Genomic DNA, 20,138 nt, shown 5'->3' on the forward strand with positions numbered 1-20,138 from the left:
CGCGGGCGTACGCGGATCAGCCGGCGAGCAGCTCTTCGCGCAGGGTCTTCTTGTCGACCTTACCGACGGCCGTCAGCGGCAGTGCGGATCGCACCACCAAGCGGTCGGGCAGCTTGTAGGCGGCGATGCCGCGCGCCTTCAGGGAGGCCCGCACCGCGCGGAGCGTGGGCGGGTCATCGGCGTCCGCGGGCACGACGCAGGCGCAGGTGCACTCGCCCATCAGCTCGTGGGGCAGCGCGACCACCGCGGCGGCCGCGATGCGGGGGTCGGCGCCCAGGTGCTCCTCCAGCTCCAGCGCGGGCACCTTCTCGCCGCCCCGGTTGACCACGTCGCTCACCCGGCCCACCACTTCCAGGTTCCCGTCGGCCGAGCGGGTCACCAGATCGCCGGTCAGGTAGTAGCCGTCCTCGGTGAAACGGGCCCGGTTGTGCTCGGGCGCCCGGTAATAGCCGCGCAGGGTGTAGGGGCCCCGGGTGAGCAGCTCGCCGGGCTCTCCCGGGCCGGCGCGGCTGCCGTCCTCGCGCAGCACCAGGATCTCGTCGGCCGGCGACAGCGGGCGCCCCTGCGTACGGAACACCACGTCCCGGGGGTCGTCGGGGCGGGTGTAGTTGAGGAGGCCCTCGGCCATTCCGTAGACCTGCTGGAGCGTGCAGCCGAGTGCGGCGGGCACCCGGCGCGCCGTGTCGGCGTCGAGCTTGGCGCCGCCCACTTGCAGCAGCCCCAGGGAGGAGAGGTCGCGGTCGTTCCACTCCGCGGCGTCCAGCCACAGCCTCAGCAGGGGCGGTACGAGGGAGGTGGCCGTCGCGCGGGTCCGCTCGATGAGCGGGAAGCACACCTCCGGGGTCGGGGCCGGAGCCAGGACGGCCGCTCCGCCGAGGCGCAGCGTGCCCAGCACGCCGGGGCAGGCCAGTGCGAAGTTGTGGGCCGCGGGCAGCACCGCCAGGTACCGGCTTTCCGGGCCGAAGCCGCACAGCCGCGCGCTCTCCCGCAGCTGGTACGTGTAGTCGGCGTGGGTGCGCGGTATCAGCTTGGGCCGGCCGGTGGTGCCGCCGGACAGCAGGAACAGCGCCACGTCGAGGGGATCGGGCGCGAGCAGCTCCTGCGGCTCCGCGTCCATGTCGTGCAGGGACGGGAAGGAGGCGCAGGCGCCCGCGACCAGGACGTCCCGCAGGGAGGGGCAGCGGGCCGCGACCTCCTTGGCGAGCCGTCCGTACTCGGGGTCCAGGGATTCGGGCGGGCAGATGTAGAGCGTGGCCCGCGCGGTGTCCACCAGGTGGGTGATCTCCGCCTCCCGGTGCGCCGGGAGCGCGAACACCGGCCGGGCGCCCAGCCGGAACAGCGCCAGGGACAGCACCACGAACTCGGAGGTGTTGGGCAGTTGTACGACCACGTGCTCGCCGGCCCGCAGGCCGTGTGCGCGCAGGCCGGAGGCCATCCGGTCGGCGGCCAGGTCGAGCTCGGCGAAGGTCATGTCCCGGTCCGGGGCGATCAGGGCGGTCCGGGCCGCGCGGCCGGACGTCCCGGACGGCCACGCGCCGAGGGTCTCGTCGGTCCAGTAGCCGAGTTCCCGGTAGCGCCGGGTCACCGCGGCGGGCGGGCTCACGAAGTCTGCGCTCATCAGGGTCCCCCATGGGTTCGCTGGATCGGTGGGGCCCCGCCCCGGTCCGGCGGGGCGCCCCCTGGGTCGTCTCGTGGCGGTCACGGCATGCTGGGCCAGCCCCCGGGCGCTCGGGCCGCGGCCTCGCGGGCGCGGGCCACGATGTGGTCGAGCACCTGCCGGCGGTGGGGCTCCAGGAAGAAATGGTCCCCCGGGAAGGCGTGCACGGCACAGGGGCCCTGCGTGGCCTCGCGCCACGCCGCGGCCTCCCGTTCGTCGACCTCCGGGTCCCGGTCGCCGTACAGGACGGTGACGGGTGCGCGCAGCGGGACGCCGGGCAGGGCCCGGTAGGTCTCGATGAGCCGGTAGTCGCGGCGGATGGTGGGCAGGACGGCCGACATCAGGGACCGGTTGTCCAGGGCGGCGCCTTCGGTGCCGCCGAGCCGACGCAGGTCGGCCACCAGGTCCTCGTCGCTGCCGAGGTGTACGGTGCCGGGCCGCGACAGGGCCGGAGCGGGGCGGCCGGACACCACCAGGGCGGCGGGGGCCCGGTCGGCGGCGGTGAGCCTGCGGGCGACCTCGTAGGCCACGGCGGCGCCCATGCTGTGTCCGAACAGCACCGTGGGCAGGTGGGCCGGTTCCTGGTGCTCGGAGAGGAGTTCGCCGGCGATCGCGCCGGCCAGGGCCGCCATGTCGGTGGGGGCCTCCTCCTCGTAGCGGTCCTCGCGGCCCGGGTACTGGATCACGGCGAACTCGACGTCCCAGGGGGCGTCAGCGGCCCAGCCGCGGTAGTGGCCGGCGGCACCGCCGGCGTGCGGGAAGCACAGCACGCGGGCTCTGGCGCACACGCGGGGCACCGGGCGCCGGACCGCTGTCGCGGCCCGGACGGACATCGGGGGTCGGGCGGACATGTCTGCCTCACTCACTCGTTACCGGGGCCGCCGAGGCCTGCCAGAACTGGGCGTAGCGGCCGTTCTTGCGCAACAGCTCGTCGTGGGGGCCCTGTTCGACGATGCGTCCGCCGTCCAGGAAGGCGATGCAGTCCGCCTGCCGGACGGTGTGCAGCCGGTGGGCGACGACGACCACGGTCCGGCCCGTCAGCAGGCGGTCGAGGCCGTCCTGCACGGCACGCTCGTTGTGCGGGTCGAGCCCGGAGGTGGCCTCGTCGAGGAGCACGACCGGGGCGTCCTTGAGCAGGGCCCGTGCGATGGACACGCGCTGGCGTTCGCCGCCGGAGAGCACGGCGCCGCCCTCGCCCACCCGGGTCGCCCAGCCGTCCGGGAGCCGGGCCACGATCTCGTCCAGGCGGGCGGCGGCCGCGGCGGCCCGCAGGTCCTCGGCGGTGGCCTCGGGACGGCCGAGCCGTACGTTCTCCTCGATGGTGGCGTCGAAGAGGTAGACGTCCTGGAAGACGATGGAGACGCGGGCCATGAGGTCCTCGGCGGCGATCTCGCGCACGTCGACGCCGCCGAAGCGTACGACGCCCGCGTCGACGTCGTGGAAGCGGGCGAGGAGTTGCAGCAGCGTGGTCTTTCCGGCGCCCGAGGGGCCGACGACGGCCAGGCGCCCGCCCTCGGGCACGGTCAGGCAGACGCCGTCGAGGACCGCGCGGCCACCGCGGTGCAGGACCACCGAGTCGAGGGCGAGGCCGGTGTGCTCCGGGCGGACCGGAGAGGCCGGTTCCGGCAGGGGCCGTTCCCGCAGTACGGCGTCGAGCCGCTCCAGTTCGCCGCGCGAGGCCCGCATCTGGCCGCTCAGGTCGGAGAGCGACAGCAGCGGGTCCACGCAGCGGGCGGCCAGTACGAGCAGCGCGAGCACCTCGGCCGGTGCGATCCGGCCGCCCAGGGCGAGCCAGGTGCCCAGTACCAGGAGCCCGGTGAAGACGGCCTGCACGGTGAAGGACAGTCCCAGCACACCGGGCAGCGCCGACAGCGCGGAGCGGCGCACCGCGCGGCGCTGTCCGTCGAGCGCGTCGTCCAGCAGCCGGAACCGGTCGGTGGTGCGGCCGCCCAGGCGCAGGACCGGCTGGGCGCGCACGTACTCGATGACGCGTCCGGCGGCCTCGTCGCCGCGGCGTGCCCGCTCGGCGTCCTGGGCGGCCGTTGCCCGGCCGGTCCAGATCAGCGTCGCCGCGACGACGGGTGCGGCCGCCACGGCGGCGAGGCCGAGGCGCCAGTCGTAGCAGAGCAGCACGGCGACCACGGTGAGGGGTGTCACGGTGGCGCCGATGAGCGGCTGGAGGCGGTGGGCCGGGACGGACATCGCCTGCAGGACGCTGCGGCCGGCGAGGACGCTCACGTCCCCGACGCGGCGCGGGGTGAACCAGCCCAGGGGGAGCCGGGCCAGGTGGTCGCCGAGGCGGTGGTGCAGGCCCCGGGAGAGGGTGGCGCCGGCGCGGAAGCCGGAGACGTCGGCGCGGTAGCGCAGGACGGCGCAGCAGGCCGCGGCGGCCGCGAAGGCGCCGAGCCAGGGCCACGCGGCGCCGGGGTCGCCGCCGAGGAGGGCGCCGAGGAGCGGGACGAGCAGGGCGTAGGACAGGCCCTCGGCGACGGCGGTCGCGGTCATCAGGGTGAGGGTGCGGCGCAGTGGGCGGGCGTGCTCGTCACCGAGGACGCGCAGCATCAGACGGATCACCGGTACCCGCCTCCTTTCGTGACGGTTCCCGGGTCCTGCGGCGGGTTGTCGGGCCAGGTCTGCTGGGCCTCCCACATCGCCGCGAAGCGGCCGTCCGTGGCGAGGAGTTCGGCGGGGGCTCCGCTCTCCGAGACGATCCCGTCCTCCAGTACGACGACGGTGTCGGCCTCGGCGACGGTCTCCAGGCGGTGGGCGATGACCAGTTGGGTGCGGTTCTCCCGGAGGGTGTTCAGGGCTCGCCGCACGTCCTGCTCGGTGCGGGGGTCGGCGAAGGCGGTGGCCTCGTCGAGCACCAGCACCGGGGCGTCGGCGAGCAGGGCGCGGGCGATGGAGATCCGCTGGGCCTCGCCCCCGGAGAAGGCGGCGTCCTCGCCGATCACGGAGTCGTAGCCGCGGGGCAGTTCGAGGATCCGGTCGTGGATGCGGGCGAGCCGGGCCGCCCGGACGACGTCCTCGCGGCCGGCCCGCGGCACAGCGAGGGCGATGTTGTCGGCCACGCTGGCGCGCAGCAGCCGTACGTCCTGCAGGACGAAGGAGACCAGGCGGTACAGGTCCCGCGGGGCGACCTCGCGCAGGTCCACGCCGCCGAGCGACACCGTCCCGCGGGTCGGGTCGAAGAACCGCGGCAGCAGTTGCGCCAGGGTGGACTTGCCCCCGCCGGAGGGGCCCACCAGGGCGGTGACGGTGCCCGGTTCGAGGACGAGGTCGATGCCGCGCAGGACCTCGTGCCCCGGTTCGTAGGAGAAGGCGACGTCGCGCAGTTCCACGCGGTGGCCGCTCGGTGTCACCGGCCGGGCGGGCTCGGGCAGCGGTGGCACCCGCAGGAGGCCCTGGATGCGGTCGGCCGCCCGCCGCGCCGCCTGTACGTCGTCCAGGCCGTGCCCGAGGGCGGCGACCGGTGCGGTGAGGGCGAGCCCCAGCAGCAGGAAGGGCAGCAGGTCGGCGGGCGGCATGGCGTCGGTGGTGATCAGCGCCGCGCCGCCGGTGAGGACGACGACCAGGACGAACGGCGGGGACAGCACGAGCGAGGCCAGTGCGCCGAGGGCCGCCACGCCGCGCACCCAGGCCAGGAAGTAGTCGGCGAAGTCGTCCGCCGCCTTGAGGAAGGCGCGGTGGGCGCGGCCGGAGGCGCCGAAGGCCTTCACCACCGAGATGCCCTCGACGAACTCGACGGCGGAACCGGCGATCCGGCCCATGGCGCCGTCCAGGGCGAGCTGGTCGCGGCGTCGGCCGTCCGACACGAGCATGAGGTTCAGGGCCAGGCCGAGCAGGACGGGGACCAGCGTGACCAGGGTGAGGCGCCAGTCGACGAGGAACAGGTAGACCAGGCAGGCCGTGGGCACGGCGACCGCGGAGGCGATCTCGCCGGGGGTGTGGGCGGTGAGCGGGTGCAGATCGGCCACGTCGCCCTGGACGACCTGGTTCAGCTCGCCGGAGCTGCGCCGCGCGTACCAGCCGAGGGGGACCCGGCCCAGGTGTTCGGCGAGCAGCCGCCTTGCGGAGAACTGGAGTTCGCCGTCGATGAGGTGGCCGATGCCCGAGGCGAGGGCGCCGAAGAGGACCCGGACGAGGAGTCCGGCGGCGCCGAGGGCGACGGCGGCCCACACGTGGTCCTCGTCGACCGGTCCCTGTCGCAGCAGGGCGCGTCCCAGCTCCACGACGGCGATCATCGGGAGGAGGCCGCCGAGGGCGCTGACGGTCTGCAGGACGAGGACGGCGGCCAGGCCGATCCGGTGCGGCCTCAGCAGCCCGGTGAGCGCCCGCCCGGCGGGGGCCCTGCCCGGCCCGGCGGTGTCGGCCGCGGTGCCCACCGCGGGGTCGGCGGTGGAGGCGGCGGCGTCTGCCGTGGAGTCGGGTGCGGTGTCGGCTGTGGTGGTCACCGCGGCACCTCCGTGGCGGGGGCGCCGGCCGCGTCGGCCGCGCGGTCCGTCGTGGCGGCGCGGGTGCGCGGGGGCAGGACGACGGCGGCCACGAGCGCGGCCACGGCCAGGATCGCTCCGGCCAGGCCGAGCCCCAGCCCGAACCCGCTGGTCATCGCCTCCTGGGGCGAGTCGCCCGCCCGCAGGGCGCTTTCGGTGTGCTGGACCTGGACGGTGACGAGTACGGCGAGACCGAGCGCGCCGCCGATCTGCCGGGCGCTGTTGAGCAGGGCGGAGGCCATGCCCGCCTCGTGCGGCGGCAGTCCCTCGGTGGCCGTGCTGGTCGGCGGGACGAAGCACACGCCGATGCCGAAGCCCGCGACCAGGGAGGGGCCGAGGATGTCGGTCAGGAAGCTGCCCGAGGGGCTGATCAGGCCGAACCAGCCGAAGCCGGCCGCCGCCACCAGGGCGCCCGGCACGAGCAGGGCCTTGGCCCCGAGGGTGACGAGCAGCCGGGTGGAGAGCGCGCTGCCGGCGATCATGCCCGCGCAGAAGGGGAGGAAGGCGGCGCCGGTGGCGACCGGGGACAGCACGAGCACCTGCTGGAGGTGGAGCGAGACGAAGTAGAACCCCGCGAACTGTCCCGCGCACACCAGCAGCAGGAAGAGGTTGGCGCCGCCGATGCCGCGCCGGGCCAGGAGGGAGAAGCGGACCAGCGGGTCCGTCGTCGACGGCCGGGTCTCGACGACCGCGAACGCGCCGAGCAGGACGGCCGCGCCGGCGAGGGTGGCGAGGGTGGTGGCCGAGGTCCAGGCGTGCTGGTTGGTGCGGACGATGCCGAGGACGAGAAGTCCGATGCCCGCGGTGCCGAGGACACCGCCGAGGACGTCGATCCGGCGCCCTCCGGCGGCGGCGCCGGCGGGCACGTACCGCATCGCCAGCCAGGCGACGGCCAGGGCGAGCGGCACGTTGACGAACATGACCCAGCGCCAGCCGCCGTACTCGGTGAGCAGCCCGCCGGCGAGCACGCCGATCGCGCCGCCGACGGCCGAGACCGCGGCGTACACGCCCAGCGCCCTGGTGCGTTCCCTGCCCGCGCGCTGCGTGGTGGTGAGCACCGCGAGGGCGGCGGGCGCCAGGGCGGCCGCGCCGAGCCCCTGCACGACCCGCGCTGCGATCATCTCCGTGGGGTTCTGCGCCAGCGTGCCGCCGAGCGAGGCCGCGGCGAACACCAGGGCGCCCAGGACCAGCAGCCGGCGCTGTCCGTACAGGTCGGCGGCCCGGCCGCCCAGTAACAGGAGGCCTCCAAAGACCAGCGAGTAGGCGTTGATGACCCACGAGAGCTGGTCCGGCTCGAACCCGAGGCCCGTGCGGATGGCGGGGAGCGCCACGTTCACGATCGACATCACCATCGTGACCGTGAACTGCGCCAAGGCCACCGTGAGGAGCACTCGCCCCCGGTTCAGACCCTTCTCGTCCACTGCTCCTCCAGAATTCTCGTACGCATTATTTGTACGCGTACGATAACTGTATCGCCGGGCCGCGACGCTTGTCACCCCAAGTCGCCGAGCAGCTCCGCCGCCGTGACCGGGGAGCCCGGTGCGGGGCGGGCCTCCTGGGGGAAGCCGAGGGCCCCCGTCAGCTCCTGCCAGGCCTGAGCCACGCTCAGATGCCGCCCGGCGGCGCGCAGCGGGTCGGCCCCCTCGGCGATCCGCCCCGCGAGCTCGTCCAGGGCGTGCAGCACGCCGTCCGGCCACACCTCCTCCAGCACCGCCTTCCAGGAGGGCGCCCCGGCGGGCCCGAGCACCTCGGCGCCGGCTCCGGGACCGGGCCGGAACCGGCCCACCGCGTCCGGCGCGGTGCGCGGGACGGGGCTCCAGACCACCGGGCCGTGGGTGTTGACCAGCGTCAGGTTCCCGGCGTCCGTGCCGACGGTGACGCGGTGCAGGAAGAGGCTGGTGCTGTCGTCACCGGGCTCCATCCGGTTCTCCACCCGCAGGGTCAGCGGAACCCCGGCGACGACGGCGTCCACGGCGGTGAGCGGACGGCCCCCGGCCGCGGCGGGCGGGGTCAGCGACCAGGGGCGCACCCCGCCGAAGATCTCGCCGAGGATGTCGAGCAGGTCGAAGGAGACCTGGACGGCGCACATCGCGTCCACGAAGACCGGTGTCCGCAGCTCCACCAGCCGCCGGGCCGCGGCGACGAAGCGCCGTACCGGCTCGACGTGCGGGTAGAAGGTGTTGAGCAGGTACTGGGTGCCGGTGGCGCGCGCCGTGCGCAGGCAGTCCGCCAGTTCGGCCGGGTGCACCGGGTGTTCCTGGAGCACGTGCACCCCGCGCTCCATCAGCCGGCGGGCCAGCGCGGTGCCCTGGCCACCGCCGACGCCGCTGGAGACCACCACGCAGGCGATGTCCACGTCCGCGGGGAGCTGGTCGACCGAGGAGTACAGCGGGACTCCGTACTCCTCGGCGAGGGCCACCGAGCGGGTGCCGCCGCGGGCGACCACACCGGCCAGGCGGTAGCGGTCCGGGTCGCGGCGCAGCGCCGACAGGTACACCTGTCCGAAGCGGGTGCCGCACACCACGACGCGCAGCGGTGCGGTCGGCGGGGCGGTGCGCGGGGCGGCGTCCTGGGCGTGCTCCGGAGCGCTCATCGTCCCGCTCCCGGCCGCGCGGTCAGCGCCGCGGCGGTCCGCGCCACATGCGGCGGCCGGATGCAGCTGAAGTGGTCGCCCGGGACGTCGACGACCGTCAGCCCGCCCAGGCACAGCTCCCGCCAGAAGCGCGTCATGTCGTCCTGGAAGCCGGGGATGAAGTGCGTGGGCTCCACCGGGCGCAGGAAGGTGATGTCGCCCGCGTAGGGCAGCGGGTCGTAGTGCGTGACCGCCCGCACGGTGTGCTCGAAGACCCGGTGCAGCGCAGCCGCCTGCCCCACGTCGCCCACGCCCGCCCCGGTGGCGGCCAGCGCCCGGTGCAGCGCCTCCCGGCGCTCCTCGCGGGGACGTTCGCCCAGCAGCCGGAAGCGGTCTGCGACGGCGCTCAGCGTCTCGTCGCAGCCGAGCCGTGCGAACACCCCGGCGTCGAGGGCCTTCGGGGAGCGGGCCAGCGCCGCGGCAAGCGCCCGCCCCATGTCGCCCTCGTCGGCGGGCCAGCCGAGCGCCCCCAGGTCCCCGCCCATGACGCGGGCGAAGGCGTAGTCGACCATCAGCTCGTCGTCCAGCCGGTAGGGGATGCGGTAGCTGGACACCACGGTCAGTCCGCGCACCGCCGCCCCGGCCTCGTCGAGGGCGCGGGCCAGTTCGGCGGCGATCAGGCCGCCGGAGCAGTAGCCCACGACCTCGACCTCGCGGTGTCCGGCGGCGAGCACCTCGCGGGCGTACCGGGCGGCGAGGTCCTCGACGAGCCGGTCCGGGGCCAGTGCGAGGTAGCCGTCGCTGTCGGGCACGGCGAGCCCCACCAGAGGTCCGTGCCCGGCGAGTTCCTTGATCAGCGGTCGGTACGGTGCGAGGGTTCCCAGCCCCTCGTGCACCAGCAGCCGCACCGGCCCGCCCCCTTCGCCGCCCAGGGCGACCAGCGCGGACCGCCCCTCGGCGCGCACGGCGCCGCGCCCTTCCGTCCCCGCGCCGGAGACCGGCGGGGCCGTGAGACGGGCGGCCAGACCCGCGACCGTGGGGGTGTGCAGCAGCGTGCGCAGCAGGGCGTCGAAGGAGACGTCCGCCGCCTCGGGCAGGCACTCGCGCACCCGCCCCACCAGGCGCGCCGCGACCAGCGAGTCGCCGCCCGCGTCGAAGAACCCCTGCTCGCGGTCGGGGAGCGCGCCTCCGAGCAGTTCGGCCCACAGCTCGGCCACGCGGCGCTCCGCACCGGGGCGCGGCGGCTCGGCCGTGCGGTCGGCGGCGCGCTCGCCGCGCCGCGGCACCCAGCCCAGCAGCCGTTTGCGGTCGACCTTCCCGTTGGAGGTCAGCGGCATCGCGTCCACCACTTGGACGTGCGCGGGGACCATGTGGGCGGGCAGCCGCGCGGCCGCCCACCGGCCGACGTCGTCGGCGTCCAGTGCGGCGCGGTCCTGTTTGAACGCCGCGGCGAACACGCCCTGCCCGAGGGCGGCGAAGGCGTCGTCCGGGCCGGGCAGGCTCAGCACCTGCGTAGCGCCCGCCGCACCGAGCAGGCCGCGCCACTGCTCCTCGTGGACGAACAGGTCCGCCCGGTCGCGCCGCAGGTCCTGCGGCTCCTCCATCATGAACGCCTGGGTGGCCGTGATCTCCGGGTGTTCCCTGGTCATCTCCAGCAGGCAGAGCCAGCCGCAGGGGGCGAGCAGCGTCCGTATCCGGTCGAGGACCTGTGCGGTGTCGCGGGCGTTGTTGAGCGCTCCCGCGCTCAGGACCACGTCGAAGGAGTTGGGCAGCAGGCCCTGCGAGCGCGGGTCGCCGTTCATGTCGAACAGGCCGAAGCGCATCCCGGGGCGCGCCCCGAACCGCTGCCGCGCGTCGGCGAGGAAGTACTCCGAGACGTCGGTGAACAGGTAGTCCACCGGCCGCTCGCCCAGGGCGTCGAGGACGGGCCCGGTGGCCGCGCCGATGCCGCCGCCGACCTCGAGGATCCGCAGCGGACGGTCCCGGACGCCGCTCGCCGCGCCGGCGACGGCCGCCGCGAGCGTGGTGAGCAGCCGGCGCGCCGCCAGGTTGTCCGCGTACCAGGCCCGCGCGACCTCCTGGCCGCCGCCCGGGAAGAACAGCCGTACGGCCTCCTCCTCGCCGCGCAGCAGGGCGGGCAGGGCGTCGGCGTGGGCACGGAAGTAGGCGAGCAGCGGGGGCGGGCAGATCGCGGCGGGGGCGTGCGCGGCGAGGTCGGCCCAGGCTCCGTCGACCTCGGTGCGCCGGGGGGCGGCGCCCCCGGTCCAGCTCTGCCCGTCGGGCTCGGAGCGCACCAGTGCGGCCCGCTCCAGGGCGTGCAGCCAGCGGCGCAGCAGCCCGTGGTGGCGCTCGTCGATCCGGAGCAGGCGGACCAGTTCCTCCTCCGTGCGGGCCCGCGCTCCGGCGAAGAGGCCGGAGGGGGCCAGCGCGTCGGCCATGGAGAGCAGGAAGGCACGGTCCAGGCGCTCCACGTACGCGGCGACCTGCCCGGCGTCGGGGGCGCCCTCCTCCAGGGGTGCGGCGCTCACGGCGGCGGCCGCGGTCTCGACGGCGCGGGCCACCGAGGAGTCGGGCGGGTCCGTGCGGACCGCCGGCTCCACGAAGGCGACGAGGGAGCGTTCCAGGGCCTCGGTGCCCTCGACCAGGACGGCGCTGGAGCCGACCGCAGGGTGTTCGCCGAGGACCGTGTCGATCTCGCCCAGCTCGACGCGGTGCCCCCGGATCTTGACCTGCTGGTCGACGCGGCCGAGGAACTCGATCCCGCCGTCCGGGAGGTAGCGGCCGAGGTCGCCGGTGCGGTAGAGGCGCTCGCCGGTCCCGGGGTGCCGCGGGAAGCGTTCGGCGGTGCGCTCGGGGTCGCCCAGGTAGCCCTCCGCCAGCCCGACGCCGGTGATGTACAGCTCGCCGACCACCAGCTCGGGACGGTCGCGCAGGGCGCTGTCGAGGACCCGGAAGCCCTGGTTGGCGAGCGGGGTGCCGTAGGGGACGCTGCGCCAGTGCGGCTCCACGCGGTGGATGCGGTGGTGGATGGACCAGATCGCGGCCTCCGTCGCTCCCCCGAGGCTGACCAGTTCCGCGCCGGGCAGGTGGCGTCCCACGTGGGCGGGCAGGGCCAGCGGGATCCAGTCGCCCGACAGCAGGGCCAGGCGCAGCGGGCCCGGTTCGCGGGGTTCGGCGTCGAGGTAGTGGGCGAGCATCTGGAGCTGGGCGGGCACCGAGTTCCACAGCGTGACGCCGTGGCGCTCCATCAGGTCCGCCCAGTGGGAGGGGTCGCCGCGCCGGGCGGGGTCGGGCAGCACCAGGGCCGCGCCGAGCGCCGTCGGCCCGAAGAGGTCGTACACGGACAGGTCGAAGCCGAGCGCGGCGAGGCCGAGGACGCGGTCCGTGTCGCCGACGGCGAAGCGCCGGTTGATGTCGTGCACGGTGTTGGCGGCGGCCCGGTGACTGATCATCACGCCCTTGGGCTCGCCGGTCGAGCCCGAGGTGTGGATCACGTAGGCGAGGTCGCCGGGCGCCACCGGAGGCCCGTCGGGGACCTCGGACGGCGCCCGCCGCCCGGCGGCGGACACGTCGACCGGGTAGCAGTCCTCCGGCAACGTCCGGGCCACGGCGGCGTCGGGGACGAGCGCGTAGCGCGCCCCGCAGCCGGTGAGAATTCGGTCGCGGCGCACCCGGGGCTGCGCGGTGTCCACCGGCACGTACGCGCCGCCCGCGAGGAGGGCGCCCAGGACCGCGACGGCCTGGTCGCGCCCCTTGTCCAGGAGGACGGCGACGAAGTCGCCGGGGCGACAGCCCGCGGCGCGCAGTTCCCCGGCCACCCCGCCGGCCCGGCCGAGCCATTCCCCGTACGTCATCGCTCCGGCGGAGTCGACGACCGCGGTGCGGTCGGGGAACCGGCGGGCGTAGGCCACCAGCGGCTCGTGCAGCAGACCGCCGGGTTCCGGGGCCGCCGTGGCATTGACGGTGTCGCGCACCTCCCGCTGGCGGGCGGGCAGGCCGAGCGGATCGGCCTCACCCCAGGGGGCGTCCTGCTGCGCGAGCCGGCGCAACAGGCCGGCGAACGCGGCGAACATCTCGTCCACCAGGCCGTCGGGGAACACCCCTTCGCGGACGTCCCAGTTGACCTCCAGGCCGCCGAACTGGTCGGTGGCCTGGCAGTCGATCCACACCTGCGGGGTCTGGCTGATCCCGTACACCGGGCGCAGCCGCCCGGCCCCCTCGCCGAGCGCGCGGCCCACGACGCCGATGCCGCCGGTGAACACCACGGGCATCAGGGCTGCTTCGCGGCCCCGGCGCCGGGCGATCTCGCGCAGCACCTCGACGCCGCTGCACAGCCGGTGGTCGAGGTCCTCGAAGAGCCGCTCGCCCAGGGCGCGGGCCCGGTCGTCGAACGCGGCCCGCCGCGACTGGTCGACCTCCAGCAGGCTCACCGAGGTGAAGTCGCCGAGCAGCCGGTCCACGTGCGGATGGAGCGGCATCCGGTTCAGGACGGTGAGCCCCACGGTGAATCGCTCGGCGGCGCTCCAGCGGCCGATGGTCTCGGTGTACGCGGCGAGCACGGCGTTGGCCGGGGTGGTGCCGTGGGCGGCCGCCCTGCTCTTGAGGTCCCTCCAGGTGTCCTCGGTCAGCGAGGCGGCCAGGCGGCGGAAGCGGGGCGGCGCGTCGGCCGGTGTGTGGCCGTCGGCCAGCGGGAGGGCCGGTGCGGCGGGCAGTTCCTCGGCGCGGTCCCACCAGTAGGCACGGTCGCGTGCGTAGCGGGCGGTGTCGCGCAGTCGGCGCTCCGCGCCGACGTAGTCGCGGAAGGTGGCGTCCACGGGCGGCAGCGGACAGCCGGGCCGCTCGTAGCGGCGGTCCAGTTCGGTGAGCAGGAGCTGGATGCTGATCCAGTCCAGCACCGCGAAGTCCATCGACAGGTGCAGCAGGCAGTGGCCCTCCAGGCGCGTCAGCCGCACCTCGTACATGGGCCGCTCCCCGGCCGGGTGGACCCGGTGGGAGAGCTCCGCGCGGACGGAGGCGGCCGCCTCGGTCGCGGCCTCGGCTGTCAGCCCGCGCAGGTCGGCGACCCGGATGCGGGTGTCGGCGAGGGCGGGGGCGATGCGCTGGGTGCCGTCGCGCGAGATGACCGAGCGCAGCATGCCGTGGCGCTCGACCAGGCCGTCCCAGGCCTCTTGCAGCCGCTGCGGATCGAGGTCGGCGGGGCGGCGGAACTCCAGGTAGATGTGGCACGAGACGCCGCCGTAGTCGAAGGCCTCGTCGCGGCCCAGCAGGTACGCGGACTGGATGTCCGTCAGCGGGAAGGGCTCGTGGCGGTGGTCCGGGTCGGCCGTCCAGGTGACGGCGGGGGCGCCCGGGTCGCCGGCCGGATCCTCGGCGGGCGGGGTCCGGTCGGGCAGCGCGGAGAGCAGTTGCTCCTTGCGGACGCGCAGGACTTCCAGGCGCTCGTCCGTCATCGCTCCGCGCGGGGCGCGGAAGCGCAGCCGGTGCCCCTCCCGCCAGACCCGGATCCCGGCCTGCTCGAACTCGCTGATCAGCTCGCCGACGGTCACAGCTCACCTTCCTCGTAGTCACCGGCCGGGCTCTGGTCCGCCGGTGTCGTGTCCTGGGCTTCGCGTAGGAGCCCCTCGATCAGCGTGCTCAGGGAGGCCACGGTGGGCGCCCTCATCACCTCGCGCATGGGCAGTTCGACGCCGAGGGACCGGTGGACCGCGGCCACCAGCCGGGTGGCGAGGAGGCTGTCGCCGCCGAGGACGAAGAAGTTCTCGTCCCGGCCCACCGAGGCGAGGCCGAGCAGCTTCGACCACAGCGCGGCCACGGACTGCTCGGTGGCGCCCCGGGGCGGCTCGCCGGATTCCCTCGGCGAGACGGCCAGGGAGGCGAGCGCGCCCCGTACGGCGCGGCGGTCGACCTTGCCGTTGGCGCTGAGCGGCAGGGCGGGCAGGGCCGCGAAGTGTCCCGGCACCATGTGCGCCGGTACCCGGTCGGCGAGCCAGCGGGCCAGACCCTCCTGGCCGGGGGCACCGGCCGTGGCGGGCCGGCGTGCCGAGAGGAGGACCTCGCCGGTGGGCTCCGTGCGCTCCACGCGCACCTGGACCAGCCCGGCGGCGGCGCACGCCCGCACCCATCGCGGTCCGGAGTGCAGCCGGTCTGCGCCCGTGCCGCCCGGGCCGAGCCGGCCGGCCTCCGCCTCCAGCGGCAGGGCGATCAGCAGCGCCAGCGGCGTGAGACGGGTGCGTTCCAGGATGTGGACCCGGCCTCCGGGCCGCAGCAGCAGCGCCATGGTGGCGGCGGCGGTCTCCGGATCGGGCATGCGGTGCAGGACGTTGGCGGCCACGACCGCGTCATAGGCGTGCAGGTGCGCACCCGACAGGGCGAGGGGCCCCTGCTGGACGGTACGGACCCGGTGCCCCGAGTCCGCGAGCCGGGCGTCGGCCGCCGCCAGGAGGGCGGGGGACGGGCCGAGCAGGGTGTAGTCGACGGAGCCGGGTTCGAGGCCGGCGAGCAGCCGTGCGGCGCCGAGCCCGCCGGCCGCGTCCCAGTCCGCCACGGCCGGCGGCCCGGCCCCGGCGTCGGGGGCGGTGGCGTCGGAGGCGGCCTCGGGATCGGCGGTGAGGTCCGCCCGGAGGGCGGCCGCGACGGCGGCCAGGCAGCTCCTGCTCCCTGGCATGGCGTCGGCCAGGCCCTCCGGCGACAGCACGGGATCCTCCAGGAGCACGGAGGCGTGGGCCTCGCCGCTCAGTACGGCGGCGAGCATCGGCGCGGCCCAGGCCAGCGCGTTCGCCACCGGCTCCAGGTGGGTGCCGGCCGCCGGCACGCGCAGTTCCTCGAACCGCCCCGGGGCGCGCACCCGCTCCCACCGCGGGCCCGGCCGGACCGCGTCGCCCTCGCGCCGTACGACGTCATGCCGGGCGAGCTGGTCGAGCCAGGCGTCCAGGACGGGACGCTGCTCCTCGCGCACCGGCAGGGTCCCGGCGGGTGCCAGCAGCGGGGCGACCACCTCGGCCAGTACCGCCTCGACGAGCCGCAGTTCGAGCGGATCGCCCTCGTCCAGGGGCTGCCGCTCCGGTCCGGAGTCCTCGACGGCGTCCGCCGGACCGTCAGCCGGACCGTGCCCCGGAGGGCGCTCCACGACGGCGGCGACGAGTTCGCGGCGGCGCTCTCCGACGGTGACGACGACAGCCGAGGAGAGGTCGGGGTGGGACTGGAGGGCGGCTTCGATCTCACCGAGTTCGACACGGAAACCGTTGATCTTCACCTGGTGGTCGAGCCGGCCGAGGAACTCCAGGTTTCCGTCGGGCCAGTAGCGGCCGAGGTCGCCGGTGCGGTACCAGCGCTCCCCCGCCACGACGGGGAAGCGCTCCGCCGTCAGGTCCGGCTCCCCCCGGTATCCGAGGGCCACGCCGTCGCCGCCGATCCACAGCTCGCCCGCCACCCAGTCGGGGCAGTCGCGGCCGCGGCCGTCGACGACCCGGAACCTCTGGTTGCGCAGCGGCTTCCCGTAGGGGACCGACACCCACTGCGCGGGCACCTCGGTGATCTCGTACGCGTTGGACCAGATCGCGGCTTCGGTGGCACCGCCGAGCCCGACGAGCCGACATCGCCCGTCCGTCGAGGCGGCCAGCCGTCCGGGCAGGTCCAGGCCGATCCAGTCGCCCGACAGCAGGGCCAGGCGCAGCGAGGCGGGCAGTGGGGCGCCGTCCGCCGCGGTGAGGAGCATGTCGAGCAGCGCGGGAACGCTGTTCCACACGGTCACCCCGTGCCGGGTGCACAGGGCCAGCCACCGGTGTGCGTCGCGCCGGTCGGACTCGTCCACCAGGACCATCGCACCGCCCTCGGCCAGCGGTCCGAAGACGTCCCACACCGAGAGGTCGAAGTCCAGCGCGGAGACGGCCAGCACCCGGTCCCGCGGCCCGATGCCGAACCGCTCGTCGATGTCCTCGACGGTGTTGACGGCGGCCCGGTGGCTCACCTCGACGCCCTTGGGCGTGCCGGTGGAGCCGGAGGTGAAGATGACGTACGCGGTGTCCTCGGGCGCGACGGGTACGGGGGCGTCGAGGGGCCGCCCGGTCAGCGCCTCGGCGATGCCGAGCACCTCGGTGGCCGGGTCCGGCGCCTGCGGGAGCCCGGCCCCTTCCAGGACGAGGCGGGCGCCGCTGAGTTCCAGGATGCGGGCGCGGCGCGCGGCCGGCTGGTCGGCGCCGACGGGTACGTAGGCGGCGCCCGCGGCGAGGACTCCGAGGACGGCGGCGATCTGGTCCGGGCCCTTGGGCACCGAGACCACCACCGACATGCCCGGTCCGATGCCGCGCGCCACGAGGGAGCCGGCGATGCGCAGGGCCCGCCCGGCGAGTTCGCCGTGGGTGAGGCGGCCGCTGTCGTGCCACAGCAGTGCGGGATCGGCGGCACGCCGCGCGGCGTGCGCGAAGAAGGCCGTGTGGAGCAGGCGTCCGCTGTGCGCGCGGGTCGCGGAGTTCACCTCGTCGCGGCGGCGGCGCTGCGCGACGGGCAGCGGGAGGGGGAGGTCCGCCTCGACGCGCTCGTCGGCGGGCTGGGCGCCGGGCTCGGATAACGGCTCGGCGAGGGAGTCGGCGAAGGGCTCGTCGCTGGTGGCGAGGTGGCGCAGCAGTGTCGTGTAGGCGGCCATCATGGCGGCCGGCACGCCGGGCGGGAACAGGTCGTCCACCGAGTCCCAGGCCAGCAGCAGCCCCCCGTCCCGGGTGGCGTAGACCTGGTGGTCGAGCCAGACCTGCGGGGTCTGGGAGAGCATCCAGGACAGTTCCCCGAAACGCTCGGCGAAGGAGTCGGGGACCAGGGGCGCGTCGAGGTTGCAGGCGAAGACGACCGGTGCCGTCGTCGCTGCGGTGCCCGGTGCGCCTGCGTCGGCGCGGACCAGGTCGCGCAGCACGTCCACTCCGGTGTACGCGGCGTGTGCCACGTCCTCGTGCAGCTGACGCTGCACGGCGCGGGCGCGTTCGGCGAAGCCGTCCCCCCGGGTCAGGTCGACCTCCAGCAGCACGAGGCTCGTGAAGTCGGCGACGATGCGTCCGATCTGCGGGTGCGCCCCCAGGTCGCGGTCGAAGAGGGGCAGGTTGAGGAGGAAGCGCTCCTCACCGCTCCAACGGGCGAGGACCTCGCAGAAGGCGGTGGCCAGCAGCACGGCGGGGGTGACGCCGGCCCGGGCGGCCCGCCGGCGCAGGGCGCTCCACTCGGTGTCGGCCAGCTCATGGGTCCGGCGTACGAAGCGGGTGACCTCCAGCTCCGCGGGCTCGGTCGCCAGCGGCAGCCGCGGGCCGCCCGGCAGGTCCGCGAGCCGGCGCTGCCAGTAGGCGCGCGCCGTCTCGCGCGCGGCCCGCCGGCCCTCGTCGCGTTCGGCCAGGTACCGCTGGAAGGTGTAGGCCGGAGCGGGCACCGACGCGGGGTCGTCGTACAGCGCGGCCAGGTCGGCAAGGAGCAGCCGGATGCTGTGGACGTCGGCGACGAGCAGGTCGACGTTGAGGTGGAGCCGGTCGCCGCCGGTCCCCGGCAGTCGGCTCAGTTGCAGGTCCACGACCTCGCCGGCGCCGACGTCCAGGCGCCGGTGCGAGAGGCGGCCGCGCAGCTCCTCCAGGGTGCGGGTGGCCGTCTGCTCGGGCTGGTCCCGCAGGTCGTGCACGGTCAGTCCGGGCCAGGGGGCCCGCGGCAGCACGCGCTGCGTCGCGTCGGGCTCGAACCTGGCCCGGAGCATGGGGTGGGCCTCCAGCAGGGCGCGCACGGCGCCCTCCAGGCGGGCGGGGTCGACCTCCTGGGCGTCGATCTCCAGGTAGGCGTGGCATCCGACGCCGCCCAGCGGCTGGTCGTCGCCGCGCCCGATCCAGTAGGCCTGCTGCACCTCGGTGAGGGCGAAGGTCCCCGCTTCGTCGACGGGTCCTGCGGCCGGGCCGCGGGACCCGTCCGGTGCGGGGGCCGGGCCGGTCGCGCCCTTCAGCAGGTCGTACCAGGCGGCCAGCCGGGGGTCCGCCGACAGCACTCTGAAGTCGACCCGGGCGCCCGCGCGGTTGAGCCAGTTGGTGAGGGACATCAGCTGCATGGACTGCAGGCCGAGTTCGAAGAGGTTGGCCTCGTCGTCCTCGGGGCCCAGTGCCATGTCCAGCAGCCGGGAGACCTCCAGCCGCAAGGTCTCCGGTTCCCGTGCGGGGACCGCCGTGTTCACGGCTCGGGCCCGGGGCGGCACAAACTCCTGTGACATCCGATAACTCCGGTTCGTTGGTCGCGTGCGAGCGGCTCTGCGCGCCTCCTCGGTGGTGGGCCCGCGCAGCAGCGGCCGGAGGCCCGACTCAGCCTCACAGGTGCAACTGGCCAGAATCTGGATGCTTTCTGGGAGAGCCGCGCAGCGGACGGAGCCGCACGCGGGCGGGCAGCGGTCCTCGAACGGCAGACCCGCGTCGACCAGAACGTCGATGTCCGCGGGGTCACATCCGAGCATCTCCCGCGCCACCGATTCCGGCTGGGTCCTGCGCGAATACTCGGCCGGAATGAATTCAACGGAATCCGCACCTTTCTCCCAGGACACACCTGTGACGACGGCTCGGTGCGGCACGACCAACCTCCCGCACATCCAATACGCCTGACTGAATTCCAGCCAGCAATAAGGACGCTGTCAGTCGTCAATCGCATTGCGACAGATTCACCTCACATTCGTCACCATGCGCTTCGCACGGCCCCGAATAAGGTTTTCCCGACCCCGGATGGAAGGGGTGTGCACTGTCAGATCCACTGGAGATCGCGGGCCATACGCAACGCGTCAATGCGGTTGCGCGCGCCTATCTTGGCCACCATCGAGGAAATGTAGTTGCGCACCGTCCCCTCGGACAGGCTCAGGCGCGCGGCGATCTCCTCCATGGTGTCGCCGTGGTCGAGATGCTCCAGCACGGACAGTTGCCGCACGGTCAGCGGACAGTCCCCGCCGGCCACGGCGGCGACCGTCAGCTCGGCGTCGAAGGCCCGCTCACCCTGGTGGACCAAATGGATGGCCTCGAAGAAGCGGCGGGGCGGGGCCCCGCGCCGCACCATTCCGTCGATCCCGCCGGCGAAGGCCCTGCGGACGACCGACCGGATGCACGCGGTGGCGACCAGCAAGGTCCGGCACTCGGGGAGAGCGGCCGTCTTCTCGGCGAGTTCGACCGTTTCCGCGTCCCTGCCCTCGAAGCTGATGATCACAATGTCGGGCCGATGCAGCTCGGCGAACTCCAGCACGGCGTCTTTACTTTCCAGCGAGCCAGTGACGCGAATCTCCGGGCACTGTTCCAATAACGCCGTGAGCGCAACGCGAGACAGATGCAGATCATCAAAAACCAAGACATCGATGCTCACGTGAATCCTCCATCGATCGGGATCTCAAAAAGATAGCATACGCGTACGAAAATCAAATCTGCCGCAATAT

9 protein-coding genes are annotated in these 20,138 nt (G+C 74.8%); all 9 read right to left on the reverse strand.

What is annotated here, in order from left to right:
• Positions 1-16: 16 nt before the first annotated feature.
• The 9 genes from ACFY04_RS40170 to ACFY04_RS40210 all read right to left on the reverse strand — a co-directional run bounded on the left by ACFY04_RS40170 (position 17) and on the right by ACFY04_RS40210 (position 20,068).
• Entirely contained in the window at positions 17-1,618 is a 1,602-nt protein-coding gene (locus tag ACFY04_RS40170; RefSeq protein WP_389125385.1) for a (2,3-dihydroxybenzoyl)adenylate synthase, read from the reverse strand.
• An 80-nt stretch (positions 1,619-1,698) separates the two neighbouring features.
• A complete protein-coding gene (locus ACFY04_RS40175; RefSeq protein ID WP_389125388.1) occupies positions 1,699-2,508 on the reverse strand; it encodes a thioesterase II family protein in 810 nt (269 codons plus the stop codon).
• Between the two features lie 7 nt (positions 2,509-2,515).
• The gene (locus ACFY04_RS40180) at positions 2,516-4,231 is read right to left on the reverse strand and encodes an ABC transporter ATP-binding protein (RefSeq protein WP_389125391.1); all 1,716 of its coding nucleotides are present in this window, start codon (positions 4,229-4,231) and stop codon (positions 2,516-2,518) included.
• Positions 4,228-6,111, reverse strand: a complete 1,884-nt coding sequence (locus tag ACFY04_RS40185) for an ABC transporter ATP-binding protein (protein ID WP_389125394.1) — start codon at positions 6,109-6,111, stop codon at positions 4,228-4,230. The genes ACFY04_RS40180 and ACFY04_RS40185 overlap by 4 nt, the downstream gene beginning before the upstream one ends.
• On the reverse strand, positions 6,108-7,571 hold the full coding sequence (locus ACFY04_RS40190) for an MFS transporter (protein WP_389125396.1): 1,464 nt from the start codon (positions 7,569-7,571) through the stop codon (positions 6,108-6,110). The genes ACFY04_RS40185 and ACFY04_RS40190 overlap by 4 nt, the downstream gene beginning before the upstream one ends.
• Positions 7,572-7,642: 71 nt before the next feature.
• Positions 7,643-8,743: a Gfo/Idh/MocA family oxidoreductase gene (locus ACFY04_RS40195; protein ID WP_389125399.1), complete on the reverse strand. Its 1,101-nt coding sequence runs from the start codon at positions 8,741-8,743 to the stop codon at positions 7,643-7,645.
• The gene (locus ACFY04_RS40200; RefSeq protein WP_389125401.1) at positions 8,740-14,268 is read right to left on the reverse strand and encodes an amino acid adenylation domain-containing protein; all 5,529 of its coding nucleotides are present in this window, start codon (positions 14,266-14,268) and stop codon (positions 8,740-8,742) included. Before ACFY04_RS40200 ends, ACFY04_RS40195 begins: the two co-directional genes overlap by 4 nt.
• Positions 14,265-18,944, reverse strand: coding sequence for an amino acid adenylation domain-containing protein (locus ACFY04_RS40205; protein WP_389125404.1), 4,680 nt, complete (start codon positions 18,942-18,944; stop codon positions 14,265-14,267). Before ACFY04_RS40205 ends, ACFY04_RS40200 begins: the two co-directional genes overlap by 4 nt.
• 518 nt (positions 18,945-19,462) lie before the next feature.
• Positions 19,463-20,068 (reverse strand): response regulator transcription factor, encoded by a 606-nt coding sequence (locus ACFY04_RS40210; RefSeq protein WP_389125407.1) that lies wholly within the window; start codon positions 20,066-20,068, stop codon positions 19,463-19,465.
• Between the last annotated feature and the right edge of the window lie 70 nt (positions 20,069-20,138).

The sequence above is a fragment of the Streptomyces sp. NPDC001549 genome (genome assembly GCF_042894025.1).
GTDB classification, from domain to species: domain Bacteria; phylum Actinomycetota; class Actinomycetes; order Streptomycetales; family Streptomycetaceae; genus Streptomyces; species Streptomyces kutzneri.

Excerpts from the sequence above, each read along its gene's own strand:
- ACFY04_RS40170 (WP_389125385.1), bottom strand. The coding sequence starts at position 1,618 with ATGAGCGCAGACTTCGTGAGCCCGCCCGCCGCGGTGACCCGGCGCTAC.
- ACFY04_RS40175 (WP_389125388.1), bottom strand. The coding sequence starts at position 2,508 with ATGTCCGCCCGACCCCCGATGTCCGTCCGGGCCGCGACAGCGGTCCGG.
- ACFY04_RS40195 (WP_389125399.1), bottom strand. The coding sequence starts at position 8,743 with ATGAGCGCTCCGGAGCACGCCCAGGACGCCGCCCCGCGCACCGCCCCG.
- ACFY04_RS40205 (WP_389125404.1), bottom strand. The coding sequence starts at position 18,944 with ATGTCACAGGAGTTTGTGCCGCCCCGGGCCCGAGCCGTGAACACGGCG.